The sequence below is a fragment of the Aeromonas dhakensis genome, from assembly GCF_000820305.1.
Taxonomy (GTDB): domain Bacteria; phylum Pseudomonadota; class Gammaproteobacteria; order Enterobacterales; family Aeromonadaceae; genus Aeromonas; species Aeromonas dhakensis.
This window is the reverse complement of sequence record NZ_CDBH01000064.1, coordinates 126388-139776: the sequence shown is the minus strand read 5'-3', so window position 1 is coordinate 139776 and position 13389 is coordinate 126388. Positions and strand designations below refer to the sequence as shown.

Genomic DNA, 13389 nt, shown 5'->3' with positions numbered 1-13389 from the left:
ACAACTGACAAAACATTGTGCTATTTTGACGTGGCAAATGTGCATACAGGGATGAAAACATGCTGAAAGTTAACGAATATTTTGACGGAAATGTAAAATCCATCGGTTTCGAGCAAAAAGGGGACAAAGCGACCGTCGGTGTGATGGAAGCGGGTCACTACCAGTTCAATACCGCCGCCCCCGAGCGGATGACGGTGGTCAAGGGTGCCCTTACCATCCAGCTGGCCGATGAAGATGAGTGGCACACCTATGAGCAGGGCCAATCCTTCGACGTGGCCGGCCACTCCTCCTTCAAGCTGGAAGTGAAGACCCCCACCGCCTATCTGTGCGAGTTCCTCGACTAAGCCGCAGACAAGCTGCAGCCCAGGTGGATAAGAGAGCGGACCCGAGTCCGCTCTTTTTCATCTGATCCCCTTCCCGTCTCGACAACCCTTCGCCGTGACCCCCTCATTTGCGTGCCGCCATCACACCCCTCGGTTTTCCCGCTTTCCATCGACTACAAAAAATTTACAATATTTAGACGAAACCCATAATCGGAGTGGTGTCATGATCAGTGTCTTCGACCTGTTTTCCATCGGGATCGGTCCCTCTTCTTCTCATACCGTGGGGCCGATGCGCGCCTCTTACGCCTTCGTCATCGCACTCAAGCAACAGGGGCTGCTGCCCCGGACCGAACGGGTAGAAGTGGAGTGCTACGGCTCCCTCGGCCAGACCGGCAAGGGCCATGGCACCGGCAAGGCCATCATCCTGGGGCTGGCCGGTTTTGAACCCGAGTCGGTGGACATCGAGGCCATTCCCGCCTTCCTGGCCGAGGTGGAGCGCAGCCAGTCGCTGCGGCTGGCGGGGGAGCAGCCCAGCCAGTTCGCCCGCAGCGGCGCCATCATCTTCAACCGGCGCAAGACCCTGCCCGCCCACTCCAACGGCATGACCCTGCGCGCCTTCGCCGGTGAACAGCTGCTGCTCGAGCAGACCTACTACTCCATCGGTGGCGGCTTCATCATCGAGGAGAGCCACTTCGCCAACGCCAAGGAGGAGGCCGCCCGCTTCGATGCGGCCCACCCCGTTCCCTACCCGTTCGAGAGCGGCGCCCAGCTGCTGGCCCACTGCCAGGAGAGCGGCCTCTCCATCTCCGGCCTGATGCTGGCCAACGAGAAGGTGTTTCGCACGGAGGCCGAGATCAAGGCGGGCCTGCGCAAGATCTGGCAGGCGATGCAGGGTTGCGTCGAGCGTGGCTGTCGCAGCGAGGGGGTGTTGCCCGGCGGGCTCAAGGTGAAACGGCGGGCGCCGGCCCTCTATCGCCAGCTCAGCTGCGAGACCAATTTCAACAAGGATCCGCTGATGGTGATGGAGTGGGTGGATCTGTTCGCGCTGGCCGTCAATGAGGAGAACGCCGCCGGCGGTCGGGTGGTGACCGCCCCCACCAACGGTGCCGCCGGCATCATTCCCGCCGTGCTGCACTATTACGATCGTTTCGTGCGCAAGGTGGATGACGAGCTGCTGCTGAGCTACTTCCTCACCGCCGCCGCCATCGGCATCCTCTACAAGAAGAACGCCTCCCTCTCGGGTGCGGAAGTGGGCTGCCAGGGGGAAGTGGGGGTGGCCTGCTCCATGGCCGCGGGGGCGCTGACCGAGATCCTGGGTGGTAGCCCGGCGATTGTCGAAAACGCCGCCGAAATAGGCATGGAGCACAACCTGGGTCTCACCTGTGATCCGGTGGGCGGCCAGGTGCAGGTGCCCTGTATCGAGCGCAATGCCATGGGGGCGGTCAAGGCGATCAACGCCGCCCGCCTCGCCCTGCGCGGCACCGGCGAGCACAAGGTGTCGCTGGACAAAGTGATCAAAACCATGTGGGAAACCGGCAACGACATGAAGACCAAATACAAGGAAACGGCCCGTGGTGGCCTGGCGGTTAACATTACCGAGTGTTAAAAATCGGTAATTTGCTCCATTTGGTTCCTAAATACCCGGCATTGTCGGGTATTTTTATGGGCAAACGCTTAACAAAATGGATAAGCATCAAAATAAATTTTATACTCGCCGCTCTGATTCAACAAAAATAGATCTATTTCAACTTTTTTTGGGCTTTGAGCCGTTACACTGTGGTTATCTGGTTCATTGACCTCGGCGACGACGCCCTCGTCCCATGGATCACCCCGTTTCTGCGAGTGGGCATGGCGCCCCCTTCTATCCTGAGGTAATTGTTACATGATCAGCGTTTTTGATATCTTCAAAATCGGTGTTGGCCCCTCCTCTTCCCACACTGTCGGCCCGATGAAGGCAGCCAAACAGTTCGTGGATGAACTGCGTGCAGGCGGCAAGATCCGTGACATCACCCGGATCCAGGTCGATGTCTACGGCTCACTCTCCTGGACCGGTAAAGGTCACCACACCGATACCGCTATCATCATGGGTCTGGCGGGCAACCTGCCGGAAAATGTCGATATCGACGGCATCCCCGAGTTCATCTCCCGCGTCGAACAGACCGGTCGTCTGCCCATCGGCCTGCACTGCCATACCGTCAGCTTCCCGCGCGACGCCATGGTGTTCCATGACGAAGCCCTGCCGCTGCACGAGAACGGCATGAAGCTGACCGCCTTCATCGAAGACGAAGCCGTCTACAGCAAGACCTACTACTCCATCGGCGGTGGTTTCATCGTTGACGAAGAGAACTTCGGCAAGGGCGACAGCGGCGACATGTCCGTCAGCTACCCGTTCAAGAGCGCGGCCGAGCTCATCGCCCACTGCAGCCAGACCGGCCTCTCCATCTCCGCCCTGATGATGGAGAACGAGAAGTGCTTCAACACCCCGGAAGAGATCTACAAGAAGCTCGGCAAGATCTGGACCACCATGCGTGAAGGGATCGAGCGCGGCTGCCGCACCGAGGGCGTCCTCTCCGGCCCGCTGCGCGTACCGCGCCGCGCTGCGCCGCTCTATCGCCAGCTGACCACCAACGAGAACCTCTCCAACGATCCGATGAACATCGTCGACTGGGTCAACATGTTTGCCCTGGCGGTGAGTGAAGAGAACGCGGCCGGTGGCCGTGTGGTGACCGCGCCGACCAACGGCGCCGCCGGCATCATCCCGGCCGTGCTGGCCTACTACGACAAGTTCATCCAGCCGGTTGGCCGTGACGACTACACCCGCTTCTATCTGGCTGCGGCTGCCGTCGGCATGCTCTACAAGATGAACGCCTCCATCTCCGGCGCCGAAGTGGGCTGCCAGGGTGAGGTGGGCGTCTCCTGCTCCATGGCCGCCGCCGGCCTGACCGAGCTGATGGGCGGCAGCCCCGAGCACGTCTGTGAGGCCGCCGAGATCGGCATGGAGCACAACCTGGGTCTGACCTGTGACCCTGTCGCCGGCCAGGTGCAGGTGCCCTGCATCGAGCGCAACGCCATCGCCGCCATGAAGGCGGTCAACGCCTCCCGCATGGCGCTGCGTCGCACCTCCAAGCCGCGCGTCTCGCTGGACAAGGTGATCGAGACCATGTACATCACCGGCAAGGACATGGACTCCAAGTACCGTGAAACCTCCCGCGGTGGCCTGGCCATCAAGGTGATGCAGGTTGCCTGCGACTAAGCAGATAACGGCAAACGCAAAAGGCGGGAATTCCCGCCTTTTTTATTGCCCATTATTTCCCGCTCATCACCTTCCTCATGGCGCCATTTCCCTGGGGCTGGCTCGCTAATTTCCGGGGCCATCCTGCAGCCCGGCCGAGATTGATGGCCAGAGCGCCTCGGGCTTATTCCATCAGGCGATCGGCCAGGGTCCCCACCGCCACCACGAAATAGTGGGAGCGATTCCAGTCACGCAGCACCCGATAATTGGGATAGGCAAGATAGGCAGCGCCCCCTGCCCCGTCGGGCTGCACCAGCGAGGCCTGCATCTTCACCGCGGGCAAATCGCCACCATCTGCCTTGCGTACCCCGAGGGCCTGCCATGCCGACAGCGTTCGGGTATCTTCAAGCCCGACCAGCGCAGGATCCAGACCGGTGGGCACCCTCACCCGGCGCCCCCAGGTTTCATCCCCGTGCCAGCCGTTCTGGCGCAGATAATTGGCTGCCGAACCAAACACATCCGCCGGCGTCCCCCACAGATCCTTCTTGCCGTCACCGTCCTGGTCGACCGCGTATTGACGGAAGGATGAGGGCATGAACTGCACCTGTCCCATGGCGCCGGCCCAGGAGCCCTTGAGCTCGGCCGGGGTGATCGGCTCCTCTTCCAGCATGCGCAGGGTATCGAACAGCTGCCCCTTGAAGAAGGCCTCACGGCGCCCCTCCCAGGCCAGGGTCGCCAGCGACGAGACCAGCGGATATTTGCCGGTCAATTTGCCGAAATTGGTTTCAATGCCCCACAGGGCGACAATAAAGCGGGGTTGCACATCATATTCCGCCCCTATTTTTGTGAGCAGCGGCAAATACTGACGATATAGGCGTTTGGCTTGATTGACTTTCCACTGCGGCACCGCGTTGGAAATATAAGTGGCGAGGGTCTGTTTAAATTCCGGCTGATTTTTATCGTGCCGAATGGCGACCTCGATCAGATGAATATCGGCGAAGGCGGCAGCAATGGTCGCGGGCTGGATCCCGGCGGCCAGGGCCTCCTGTTTGAGGCCCGTCACATAATGGTCAAAATCGGGGCTGGCCTGCAGCGGGTGGCTCGACAATCCCCCCATCAGCAGCAGTGCCAGCCGCCTCTTCATTTCCGTTCGGCCTTCAATTGAGCCTTGTGCTGCTCCAGCAGGTTTTCCGGCGGAGGGGGCATCTGCAGATAGAAGCCCTGACTCTGCAGCGCCTCCATCACCCGGCTGGTGGAGGCGATCCCCAAGGGCTTGGCTGGGTCCAGTTTGGTCATCAATACCAGTTCGGGACGGCCGAATGTACTCATCAGCACCTCGGGTACGCGGGAAAAGTCCTCTCTTCTTTCAACAAAAAGATAGGTCTCGGCTTTTTTGCGACTTTTATAGACTGCACACAACATGGAAATTGATATAATCCAACCGGTTTATTGCCTCTGAGGATGGCAAACTATAACATCAGGAATTGAATAACAATAACGGATTACCGTCTCTGTCTCGGGGAAGATTCATGGTTGAGCGCGATAACGAATTGAAAGGGACCACCTTCACTATTTCTGTGTTGCATATCAGCGATGGCAAGCCTGAGCGGATCCGCCAGTTGCTGGCGGCCAAAGTGGCCCAGGCGCCCCAGTTCTTTAATTGTGCCCCCCTCGTCATCAATGTGGAACGGCTCACCGAGATCCCCGACTTCGAACAGCTCAAGGAGCTGGTGGAATCGGAAGACTTCGTGCTGGTCGGGATCACGGGGGCCCAGAACGAGGCGATGAAGACAGCCGCCAAGGCGGCAGGGCTGGCGGTGATGGCCTCCGGCAAGAGCCGCAAGGCCGAACCCCAGCCAGAACCGGCACCGGCCCCCATCGTAGAAGCGAAACCCGTGCCGGCACCGGTGATAGCGAGCAAGGTGCATGTGGGCCCGGTTCGCTCAGGCCAGCAGCTCTATGCCGCCGGCACCTCGCTGGTGGTGCTGGGCTCGGTCAGCCCGGGCGCCGAAGTCATCGCCGACGACAGTATTCATATTTATGGCACTCTGCGCGGCAGGGCCATTGCCGGCGCCAAGGGCAACTCCCAGGCACGGATTTATTGCCAGCAACTGCAGGCCGAGCTGCTCTCCATCGCTGGCACCTTCCAGCTCAGCGATGCATTGCCGGCCGGCCTCATCCAGCAGCCGGTTCATGTCCGGCTGGATAACGAACAACTCCGTATAGACCGTATCAAATAGAGTTACAAGGAAGCGAGAATGGCGCGAATCATAGTCGTTACATCGGGTAAAGGTGGCGTTGGCAAGACCACAACCAGCGCGGCCCTGAGTACCGGTTTAGCCCAGCGTGGCCACAAGACAGTGGTCATCGATTTTGACATTGGCCTGCGAAACCTGGACCTCATCATGGGCTGCGAGCGGCGCGTGGTGTATGACTTCGTCAACGTCATCAATGGCGAGGCCAACCTCAACCAGGCCCTCATCAAGGACAAGCGCTGCGAGAACCTGTTCATCCTGCCCGCCTCCCAGACCCGGGACAAGGATGCCCTCACCCGCGAAGGGGTCGAGAAGATCCTGGATCAGCTGAGCGAGATGCAGTTCGACTACATCGTCTGCGACTCCCCGGCGGGGATCGAAGCCGGCGCCCTGATGGCGCTCTACTTCGCCGATGAAGCTATTGTCACCACCAACCCGGAAGTCTCCTCCGTGCGTGACTCGGATCGCATCCTCGGCATCCTGGCCTCCAAGTCCCGTCGCGCCGAGCGTGGCGAAGACCCCATCAAGGAGCACCTGCTGCTGACCCGCTACTGCCCGACCCGCGTCAACCGCGGCGACATGCTGAGCGTACAGGACGTACAGGAGATCCTGGCCATCAAACTGCTCGGGGTGATCCCGGAGTCCCAGGCGGTGCTGCGCGCCTCCAACTCCGGCGAGCCCGTCATCCTGGACAAGGAGTCCGATGCCGGTCAGGCCTATGAGGACGCCGTTGCCCGCCTGTTGGGTGACACCAAGGATTTTCGTTTTCTGGAAGAAGAGAAGAAGGGCTTCTTTAGCCGACTGTTCGGGAGTTAAGCATGTCATTATTGGATTATTTTCGTTCCAACAAGAAACAGAGCACCGCACAACTGGCCAAAGAGCGGTTGCAGATCATCGTGGCTCACGAGCGTTCATCCAGAGGGGGGCCGGATTACCTGCCCCAGCTCAAGCAGGATATCCTCGACGTGATCCGCAAATATGTGGAGATAGACCCTGACAAGATCACGGTCCAGCTCGACAAGAAGAGTGATGAGCTGTCGGTACTCGAGCTCAACATCACCTTCGCCGACGACAAGAAGGGATGAGCCTGACGCCCTATGCGTGACCCTTTCCCCCAATGAAGACCGGATCCTGCTGCCAGGATCCGGTTTTTTATTGCCGCAACCGGGTCAAGGGCGCTGCTGCACTCGCCAAGCCCGTAGGGGACGGCTAGAATACGGCGCGCCACCGTGCGGCCGGGCCGTCGGTGTTTTTCTTTATTTATCAGCTGGAACAGACCGCTTATGTCTTTGAATGACGAAATGCACAGCGTCGAGGAACTGCTCGACACCGCCCTCGAACTCTTCATGGAGCTGGCCTCCGACAACCTGCCGGAGCAGGAGATCGCCCGCTTCAATCAGGAGTTCAACGACCGCGGCCTGCTGGCGGAAACCGATCCGGCCGATGACTGGGAAGCGGACGTTGGCTTCGAGGTCAGCGACGCCGAGTACGCCGAGATCTGGATCGGCCTTGGCAACGAGCAGGAAGAGTACGAGCACCTGTTCGCCCGCATGCTGCTCTCCCGCCGTGTTGACGAGAAGTTCTGCCACATCGAATGGCTGCCCCAATAATTCCGGATCCCGATGATCCGAGTCACTACGTCTGGGAGTCGGAGCCAGAGCCCGTGCGGCCCAATCCGGCACGGCGCCTGCTGAACTGGCTCGGCAAGCTGCTGCTGGCGGCCCTGCTCAGCACCATCGTCTCGGTGGCGCTGCTGCGCTTCATCGATCCGCCCATGTGGACCTGGCGCATCGAGCGGGCGCTGTTTCCCCCTGCCAAGGTGGCCGAGGTGAAGCACGACTGGGTGCCGCTCGAGCAGATCTCCCGCGAGCTGCAGCTGGCGGTGATCGCCGCCGAAGATCAGCGCTTTGCCGAGCACAACGGCTTCGACATGGATGCCATCAGCTCGGCGCTCAAGCACAATCAGCACAGCGAGCGGGTGCGCGGCGCCAGCACCCTCAGCCAGCAGACCGCCAAGAACCTCTTCATGTGGAGCGATCGCAGCTTCCTGCGCAAGGGGATCGAGGCCTGGTTCACCCTGCTGATGGAGCTGGGCTGGGACAAGTCCCGCATCCTCGAGGTGTACCTGAATATCGTGGAGTTCGGGCCCGGCATCTACGGCGCCGAGGCCGCGGCCAGACACTACTTCGGCAAGCCGGCGATACGTCTCACCCGCTACGAGGCGTCACTGCTGGCGGCAGCCCTGCCCAACCCCTGGCGCTACCGGGTCAAGCCCCCCTCGCCCTACGTCCAGCAGCGCTCGGCCTGGATCCGCCGTCAGATGGGCCAGCTGGGGCAGGTAACCCTCAACAAGGTGCATCAGACAGACTGATGCCTGATGGGTGTCGGGCTTGTTCACGGTGCGAGCCCGGCCTCGTCGGTGGAGGGCCCCAGGTGCCCGCCCACCGTGCCCCGATGCAGCGGCAGGTAGTGCCACCACCAGGTCTCCCGCCGCCGCTTGATCTGCTGCCGTCTCGTCCGCCGTTTCATGCCCGCTCTCCCTTGCCCTGCCCCTCTTCAACCATACCCAACTCCAGTCAGCCTTGCCCGGCGCTGGCGCACCCTTCCCACTGGTCTGGCCGCCACCGCCAATAATTGTTACAGTAGCGAACCTCGATGTATCTGGAGTGATTTCATGGAACAGCGTACCCCGGATCAGCTGGTCGAATGGGCCTATGATCAGTTTCTTGAGCAGGCCGCAGACATGCTGGCCCCCGAACAAATCGTCGACATCACCCTGGAGTTCGAACAGCGTGGCGCCGTCGAGGCGACCCTGCCCAATGCCGACTGGTCAACCGAACTCGGTGTGCCGGTGGACATGGAGCGCTGGGTCGAAGTGTGGGTGGGTCTGCTGGACCATCAGGAGGAGTTTGAGGTGATCTTTGCCACCTTCCTGCTGCCCCGTCATAGCAATGAGCACGATGTCCACGTGCGCTGGCACCGTCAGCAACAGGCATGAAAAAGGCGCCCTCGGCGCCTTTTTCTTTTGTGGTGATCTTTGCTCAAGGCCGGGCCGCGATGGCCTTCGCCAGACAGCGCCGGCACCAGCAGCTATCAGCCTCCCCCATGGGCAGGGCCGGCAGCTGGCTGCACCAGCACTCTGCGATGGTCGCGCCGGCCGACACGGCGCAAAAGGCCGGTTCACCGCAGCCGGGGCAGCGGTGGGTGCTGGTGGAACCATCCAGCTGCGCCATCACCGCCAGCTGGGCCTCGCTCGCCATGGCGGACCAGTGACCAATCTCGGTCAGAGTGCGACCACAGCCAAGGCAGAGACCGTCTTTTGCCCGGCACGCACCGACGCAGGGGCTCGGCACTTATTCGCCGCCTTCGCGCTGATCGTCGCCCGTCAATGTGATGCTGTAGTCATCGATGACCAGCTTGCCCTGCTTGTAGAGGCCGCCGATGGCCTTCTTGAAGGTGCCCTTGCTCATGCCGAGCAGCTTGTAGATGAGCTCGGGTTCGCTCTTGTCGCCCACCGCCAGGCTGCCGCCCTGCTTCTTGAGGCGGACCAGGATCTGCTCGCCGGCATCGTCCAGCCGCGCCACACCCGGCTTTTGCAGGGTCAGATCCAGCTTGCCGTCATCACGCACCTGCTTGACCCAGGCGGTCAGCGGACGACCCGTGGTCACCCGGCCGAACACCTCGTTCTTGAACAGCATGCCGGAGTACTCGCCATTGACGATGGCCTTGATGCCGAGCGGCGTGCGCTCGCCAGGCAGGGCAGTCACTTCGTCACCGGCCTTGAAGGGAGGTTTGTCGGTGCGCAGGAACCGCTCGAGGCGGCTGGTGCCCACCATGCGCCCCTCGTGATCGAGCATCAGCCGCACCAGATAGACATGGCCCACCTGCATCGGCTTGTTCTGCTCGCGGCTTGGTACGAACAGATCCTTCTTCATGCCCCAGTCGAGGAAGGCACCAATCTTGTTGGCATTGACCACCTTGAGGCCGACGATGTCGTCCACCATGGCAAACGGCTTGTCGGTGGTGATCACCGGCTCGCAGTCGGCATCCAGATAGAGGAAGACCTTGACGCCGTCCCCTTCCGCCACCCCTTCCGGCAGTTGACGCTTGGGCAGCAGCAGCTCGCCGTACTCTTCGCCAGCCGCCAGCCAGGCGCCCCGATCTTCGAGCTCGACTACGGTAAGGGTGTTCATCTTGCCAATCTGTAGCATGGTGTTCTCTTCTTTCATTGTCCGGATGGCCAATTTTTCATTGCCTGTATGGGCGCGCATGTTACCCCAAGAGCGGTAACAGGGCCTAGTCCCTTGCCCTGTTCGCGGGTGATTTTCAGGGCCTTTTGGCCGGGGCGTGTCCATATAATCGCCAGTCAGCCGCCCTTTTGCTGCAAATAACCCCACTTTTGGGTAGACTTCGCCGCTGTCAAAATCCAGAGGAACTGTCGATGAATCCATCCACTCGTACCCGTCATCTCAATCAATGGATCCAGACCCACAGTGGGCAGGACATGACCTACCCGGCGCTGCACGGCTTTTTGTGTGCCCGCCTGGTCGGGCCGGATGCCCCTGACTGGCAGGCCCCGCTGGCCGGTCTGTTGCCCCATGACGCCGAGCTGGATGAAAAAAGCGCCGAGGCGCTGCGCCACCTGATCGCCGAGCTGGAAACCCAGGCCGATGAGGCCCAGCTCGCCCTGCCTAGCCAGTGCCGCCTCTCCACCGAGAGCCCGGAGCAGGTGTTCGAGCAGAGCCACCCCCTCGGTCAGTGGTGTTACGGCTTCAGCCAGGGCTTTGCCACCTGGCCCAAGCCCAGGGATCTGAACGATCCGACCACCCAGTACCGTTTCAGCCTGGCCGCCGAGCTGAGCCTGTTTCGCGACAAGCCCATGGCGCAGATGCTGCACGCGGCCGCCGGCAGTGACCTCCCCTTCATGGAGTTCTGCAAGCGTCAGCGCCAGAACATGAAGACCGCTCTCAACCAGCTGCTGCAATTAGATGAGTATCAGGCCGTGCCGAGCACGGAGCAGGCGCTGGACAGCCAGCAGGCCGAGCAGTGGCAGCAGTGGTTCGAACTGGCCGATGCCAGCCGCGATCCGCACAGCCGCCTCGGCTGGTTTGACAAGGTGATCGCCGACGCCGAGCCGCTGTTTGACGCCGCCTTCTGGCAGCAGATTGCCGGCCATGGCTGGAGTGCCCACGAAGCGCGCCCGCTGCTGGCCGCCCGGGCCGGGCGGGCCGACTGCCTGTTGCGTCTCGGCCAGCTGGAACAGGCGCGCAGCGAATATCTGGCCCTGCTCGAGCTGTGTGTGGCCGATGAGCTGGGTTGCCGTTATCCCCTCTCCAGCCTCTATGCCCTGCAAGGGGACTGGTCGGCCCTGCAGGCTCTGCTGGTGCGCTTTGATGAAGCCTCCAGCTGGCTGCTCTACAACAAGGCGCTGATGACGTTCGTCTGCGCTGGCGCCGATGCCGCGCAGCCGCTGCTGGCCGCCGCTGTCAAGGCCAACGCCCATGTACCGGCCTGTCTGCTGGGCCAGCGCAAGCTGCCCAAACAGGAGCCCCACAGCTGGCAGACGGGCAGCCGTGACGAAGCGGCGCTCTACACCCTGCAAAGCCGCGAGGCCTGGCTCAAGCACAACGCCCTGCTCTGGCTGCGCAAAGGCTGAGCCGGCGACAGTAAAACCAGCTTCGAATAGACCCGGTTGCGGCGGATGACGTGCGCAACCGCACATTTCTCTGGTACTTGTTCAGACAAACGGCCCTGTGTTACGTATCATCAAGGTCAAAGTATCAAGAGAAACTGCACCCGATGCAGCCGTCACAGCAGGATGTCATATGTCAAAGATCATAGAGCTGCTTGCCCACTATCCCCCCTATCAGCTGGTACACGCCGCCGAGATGGTGCGCGATACCTTCGAACAGTTTTACCAGCAACGCTATCAGCTGACGGTGCCTCAATGGCGCCTGATGATGGTGCTCGGCCCCCACTACCCCATCAGCCAGAAAGAGCTGGTGGAGGCGAGCGGGATGGACAAGGTGCGGATCTCCCGCGAAATTCACCGGCTGGTGGAAAAAGGGATCCTGTTCACCGAGAGCAGCGAGCACGACAAGCGGGTCAGCCTGGTCTCCTTCACCCAGGCGGGGCTCACCCTGTTCCAGCAGCTCAAGAGCGAAGCGGGCAGCTGGCAGCACACCCTCACCGACTACCTGCCGGCCGAGGCGCGCCAATCCATCCGTCTGCACCTGCAAAGCGTCAGCGATGCCATCGAACAACTTCACCTGCTGGATAACGAGCGACCCTCATGAACCTCAACAACTTTGCCACCATGGACGTCAACATGCTGCTGAGCCTGGTCAACATGCAGCTACGTGATTGCTACGATGATCTCGATGATCTCTGCAAGGCGCAGGATCTCGACAAGGCGGCGCTGGTCGCCCGGCTCGCCAGCGGCGATTTCCACTATCAGGAAGATCAGAAGCAGTTCAGATAGGGATCCGGATCACAACCCGGCCCATGCCGCTGGCTCCGGCGGCAAAAGCTGCTATGGTGATGGCTACCCCGGTCAACTGACCATCGGCAAGAGGTATGGATACATCTTGCTGTCACAGACCGCGGTTAGCCTTCTCTTCACCAGCCGTAGCCAAGGATGACCCATGATGTTTCTGACCCGTCCCGCCAGCCTGATCACCCTCTGTGCCTTGCTGATGATCAGCCTCCTCTCGCCCCGCCTGCCAGACAGCGCCGAACAGTGGCTCACCACCCTGCTGCTGGGCTCCCTGGTGGTGGTCTGCCTGATGGTCGGCAGCGGCTGTCGCCGCTTTCTGCGGGATTGACCTGACGGACCGCTTCATCAGGTCAGGCACCAAAAAAACAACGCAGCCCTGGGGCTGCGTTGTTGCTTTCTGGCGTATGGCTGGTTGCTCTCTTGATCAGAGCGCCAGGGTCTCCAGCTGGCCCTTGGCCTGCTCGATGCCCTTGGCCTGGGCATCCGGACCCATGCCCATGCCTTCGGCGTAGATGAAGTCCACCTCCTTGATGCCGATGAAGCCCAGCACGGTACGCATGTAGGGGGTCACCAGATCGGTGGCGCTGCCGACGTGCATGCCGCCGCGGGGGCTGATCACCAGGGCGCGGGTGTTTTCCACCAGGCCGACCGGACCGGTTTCGGTGTAACGGAAGGTCACGCCGGCACGGGCCACCAGATCGATCCAGTTTTTCAGCTGGGTCGGGATGTTGAAGTTGTACATGGGGGCGGCAATCACCACCAGATCGCTCGCCTTGAGCTCTGCGATCAGCTCGTCGGACTGGGCCAGCACGGCCAGTTGACGCTCATTGAGGTTTTCACCACCGCGCAGGCCTGACGCCAGCTCGCCATCCAGTACCGGCAGGTTCAGGGCCGCCAAATCACGCACGGTGACGGTGTCGGACTGATGGTCGGCCAGGAAGCCGTCGATCAGGGCGTTGGATTGGGAATATTGGCCCAGGATGCTGGACTTGAGTACGAGGATATTGGCCATGGTGAAACTCCATTAGGTTGTCGGTTGAACAGCGGTGCTGTCGATGGAGGTCACTCTAAACATTGGGCTTC

Annotated in this window: 19 protein-coding genes; 13 read left to right on the top strand and 6 right to left on the bottom strand. The window is 61.2% G+C overall.

Features of this window, described 5'->3' with window-relative positions:
* Window positions 1–59: 59 nt before the first annotated feature.
* From ppnP to BN1143_RS18915, 3 genes are all read left to right on the top strand, one after another.
* Window positions 60–344 carry a pyrimidine/purine nucleoside phosphorylase gene (gene ppnP / locus BN1143_RS18925; protein ID WP_010633884.1) on the top strand — a complete coding sequence of 95 codons (285 nt, stop codon included), beginning with the start codon at window positions 60–62 and terminating at the stop codon, window positions 342–344.
* A 202-nt stretch (window positions 345–546) separates the two neighbouring features.
* On the top strand, window positions 547–1929 hold the full coding sequence (locus tag BN1143_RS18920) for an L-serine ammonia-lyase (protein ID WP_010633883.1): 1383 nt from the start codon (window positions 547–549) through the stop codon (window positions 1927–1929).
* Between the two features lie 276 nt (window positions 1930–2205).
* The gene (locus BN1143_RS18915; RefSeq protein ID WP_005301233.1) at window positions 2206–3576 is read left to right on the top strand and encodes an L-serine ammonia-lyase; all 1371 of its coding nucleotides are present in this window, start codon (window positions 2206–2208) and stop codon (window positions 3574–3576) included.
* A 163-nt stretch (window positions 3577–3739) separates the two neighbouring features.
* On the opposite strand, the gene BN1143_RS18910 is transcribed toward BN1143_RS18915, so the two are convergent.
* Both BN1143_RS18910 and BN1143_RS18905 read right to left on the bottom strand, forming a co-directional pair.
* Window positions 3740–4699, bottom strand: coding sequence for a lytic murein transglycosylase (locus tag BN1143_RS18910; protein ID WP_042051712.1), 960 nt, complete (start codon window positions 4697–4699; stop codon window positions 3740–3742).
* Complete coding sequence (locus tag BN1143_RS18905; protein WP_017764394.1) at window positions 4696–4977, bottom strand: YcgL domain-containing protein; 282 nt, start codon at window positions 4975–4977, stop codon at window positions 4696–4698. Before BN1143_RS18905 ends, BN1143_RS18910 begins: the two co-directional genes overlap by 4 nt.
* 107 nt (window positions 4978–5084) lie before the next feature.
* Here BN1143_RS18905 and minC point away from each other — a divergent pair, with 107 nt between their 5' ends.
* From minC to mtgA, 5 genes are all read left to right on the top strand, one after another.
* Window positions 5085–5795 carry a septum site-determining protein MinC gene (gene minC, locus BN1143_RS18900; protein ID WP_042051711.1) on the top strand — a complete coding sequence of 237 codons (711 nt, stop codon included), beginning with the start codon at window positions 5085–5087 and terminating at the stop codon, window positions 5793–5795.
* Window positions 5796–5813: 18 nt separating this feature from the next.
* Complete coding sequence (minD, locus tag BN1143_RS18895) at window positions 5814–6626, top strand: septum site-determining protein MinD (RefSeq protein WP_005301248.1); 813 nt, start codon at window positions 5814–5816, stop codon at window positions 6624–6626.
* A gap of 2 nt (window positions 6627–6628) precedes the next feature.
* Window positions 6629–6895, top strand: coding sequence for a cell division topological specificity factor MinE (gene minE, locus BN1143_RS18890; protein WP_005301252.1), 267 nt, complete (start codon window positions 6629–6631; stop codon window positions 6893–6895).
* A 198-nt stretch (window positions 6896–7093) separates the two neighbouring features.
* A complete protein-coding gene (locus BN1143_RS18885) occupies window positions 7094–7420 on the top strand; it encodes an HI1450 family dsDNA-mimic protein (protein ID WP_005301255.1) in 327 nt (108 codons plus the stop codon).
* A 53-nt stretch (window positions 7421–7473) separates the two neighbouring features.
* A complete protein-coding gene (gene mtgA / locus BN1143_RS18880) occupies window positions 7474–8181 on the top strand; it encodes a monofunctional biosynthetic peptidoglycan transglycosylase (RefSeq protein ID WP_010633878.1) in 708 nt (235 codons plus the stop codon).
* Window positions 8182–8204: 23 nt separating this feature from the next.
* Here mtgA and BN1143_RS22865 read toward each other — a convergent pair whose 3' ends face one another.
* The gene (locus BN1143_RS22865; RefSeq protein WP_017764392.1) at window positions 8205–8339 is read right to left on the bottom strand and encodes a hypothetical protein; all 135 of its coding nucleotides are present in this window, start codon (window positions 8337–8339) and stop codon (window positions 8205–8207) included.
* A 145-nt stretch (window positions 8340–8484) separates the two neighbouring features.
* On the opposite strand from BN1143_RS22865, the gene BN1143_RS22685 reads away from it, so the two are divergent.
* Complete coding sequence (locus tag BN1143_RS22685) at window positions 8485–8808, top strand: HI1450 family dsDNA-mimic protein (RefSeq protein WP_005301259.1); 324 nt, start codon at window positions 8485–8487, stop codon at window positions 8806–8808.
* A gap of 43 nt (window positions 8809–8851) precedes the next feature.
* Here BN1143_RS22685 and BN1143_RS22195 read toward each other — a convergent pair whose 3' ends face one another.
* Together BN1143_RS22195 and BN1143_RS18865 are read right to left on the bottom strand one after the other, a co-directional pair.
* Entirely contained in the window at window positions 8852–9163 is a 312-nt protein-coding gene (locus tag BN1143_RS22195) for a DUF1289 domain-containing protein (protein ID WP_081588809.1), read from the bottom strand.
* The gene (locus tag BN1143_RS18865; RefSeq protein ID WP_010633876.1) at window positions 9164–10039 is read right to left on the bottom strand and encodes a CvfB family protein; all 876 of its coding nucleotides are present in this window, start codon (window positions 10037–10039) and stop codon (window positions 9164–9166) included.
* A 212-nt stretch (window positions 10040–10251) separates the two neighbouring features.
* Here BN1143_RS18865 and BN1143_RS18860 point away from each other — a divergent pair, with 212 nt between their 5' ends.
* The 4 genes from BN1143_RS18860 to BN1143_RS18845 all read left to right on the top strand — a co-directional run bounded on the left by BN1143_RS18860 (window position 10252) and on the right by BN1143_RS18845 (window position 12634).
* Window positions 10252–11466, top strand: a complete 1215-nt coding sequence (locus BN1143_RS18860) for a UPF0149 family protein (protein WP_042051706.1) — start codon at window positions 10252–10254, stop codon at window positions 11464–11466.
* A gap of 169 nt (window positions 11467–11635) precedes the next feature.
* Window positions 11636–12106 carry a MarR family winged helix-turn-helix transcriptional regulator gene (locus BN1143_RS18855; RefSeq protein ID WP_005301279.1) on the top strand — a complete coding sequence of 157 codons (471 nt, stop codon included), beginning with the start codon at window positions 11636–11638 and terminating at the stop codon, window positions 12104–12106.
* Window positions 12103–12291 carry a DUF4250 domain-containing protein gene (locus tag BN1143_RS18850; protein WP_010633874.1) on the top strand — a complete coding sequence of 63 codons (189 nt, stop codon included), beginning with the start codon at window positions 12103–12105 and terminating at the stop codon, window positions 12289–12291. The genes BN1143_RS18855 and BN1143_RS18850 overlap by 4 nt, the downstream gene beginning before the upstream one ends.
* A 163-nt stretch (window positions 12292–12454) precedes the next feature.
* Window positions 12455–12634: a hypothetical protein gene (locus BN1143_RS18845; protein WP_017779728.1), complete on the top strand. Its 180-nt coding sequence runs from the start codon at window positions 12455–12457 to the stop codon at window positions 12632–12634.
* A 96-nt stretch (window positions 12635–12730) separates the two neighbouring features.
* Here the strand turns inward: BN1143_RS18845 and BN1143_RS18840 are convergent, their stop codons facing one another.
* On the bottom strand, window positions 12731–13318 hold the full coding sequence (locus BN1143_RS18840) for an FMN-dependent NADH-azoreductase (protein ID WP_005301286.1): 588 nt from the start codon (window positions 13316–13318) through the stop codon (window positions 12731–12733).
* Window positions 13319–13389: the final 71 nt, after the last annotated feature.

Excerpts from the sequence above, each read along its gene's own strand:
- ppnP (WP_010633884.1), top strand. The coding sequence starts at position 60 with ATGCTGAAAGTTAACGAATATTTTGACGGAAATGTAAAATCCATCGGT.
- BN1143_RS18920 (WP_010633883.1), top strand. The coding sequence starts at position 547 with ATGATCAGTGTCTTCGACCTGTTTTCCATCGGGATCGGTCCCTCTTCT.
- BN1143_RS18915 (WP_005301233.1), top strand. The coding sequence starts at position 2,206 with ATGATCAGCGTTTTTGATATCTTCAAAATCGGTGTTGGCCCCTCCTCT.
- BN1143_RS18910 (WP_042051712.1), bottom strand. The coding sequence starts at position 4,699 with ATGAAGAGGCGGCTGGCACTGCTGCTGATGGGGGGATTGTCGAGCCAC.
- BN1143_RS18905 (WP_017764394.1), bottom strand. The coding sequence starts at position 4,977 with ATGTTGTGTGCAGTCTATAAAAGTCGCAAAAAAGCCGAGACCTATCTT.
- minC (WP_042051711.1), top strand. The coding sequence starts at position 5,085 with ATGGTTGAGCGCGATAACGAATTGAAAGGGACCACCTTCACTATTTCT.
- minD (WP_005301248.1), top strand. The coding sequence starts at position 5,814 with ATGGCGCGAATCATAGTCGTTACATCGGGTAAAGGTGGCGTTGGCAAG.
- minE (WP_005301252.1), top strand. The coding sequence starts at position 6,629 with ATGTCATTATTGGATTATTTTCGTTCCAACAAGAAACAGAGCACCGCA.
- BN1143_RS18885 (WP_005301255.1), top strand. The coding sequence starts at position 7,094 with ATGTCTTTGAATGACGAAATGCACAGCGTCGAGGAACTGCTCGACACC.
- BN1143_RS22865 (WP_017764392.1), bottom strand. The coding sequence starts at position 8,339 with ATGAAACGGCGGACGAGACGGCAGCAGATCAAGCGGCGGCGGGAGACC.
- BN1143_RS22685 (WP_005301259.1), top strand. The coding sequence starts at position 8,485 with ATGGAACAGCGTACCCCGGATCAGCTGGTCGAATGGGCCTATGATCAG.
- BN1143_RS18865 (WP_010633876.1), bottom strand. The coding sequence starts at position 10,039 with ATGAAAGAAGAGAACACCATGCTACAGATTGGCAAGATGAACACCCTT.
- BN1143_RS18860 (WP_042051706.1), top strand. The coding sequence starts at position 10,252 with ATGAATCCATCCACTCGTACCCGTCATCTCAATCAATGGATCCAGACC.
- BN1143_RS18855 (WP_005301279.1), top strand. The coding sequence starts at position 11,636 with ATGTCAAAGATCATAGAGCTGCTTGCCCACTATCCCCCCTATCAGCTG.
- BN1143_RS18850 (WP_010633874.1), top strand. The coding sequence starts at position 12,103 with ATGAACCTCAACAACTTTGCCACCATGGACGTCAACATGCTGCTGAGC.
- BN1143_RS18845 (WP_017779728.1), top strand. The coding sequence starts at position 12,455 with ATGATGTTTCTGACCCGTCCCGCCAGCCTGATCACCCTCTGTGCCTTG.
- BN1143_RS18840 (WP_005301286.1), bottom strand. The coding sequence starts at position 13,318 with ATGGCCAATATCCTCGTACTCAAGTCCAGCATCCTGGGCCAATATTCC.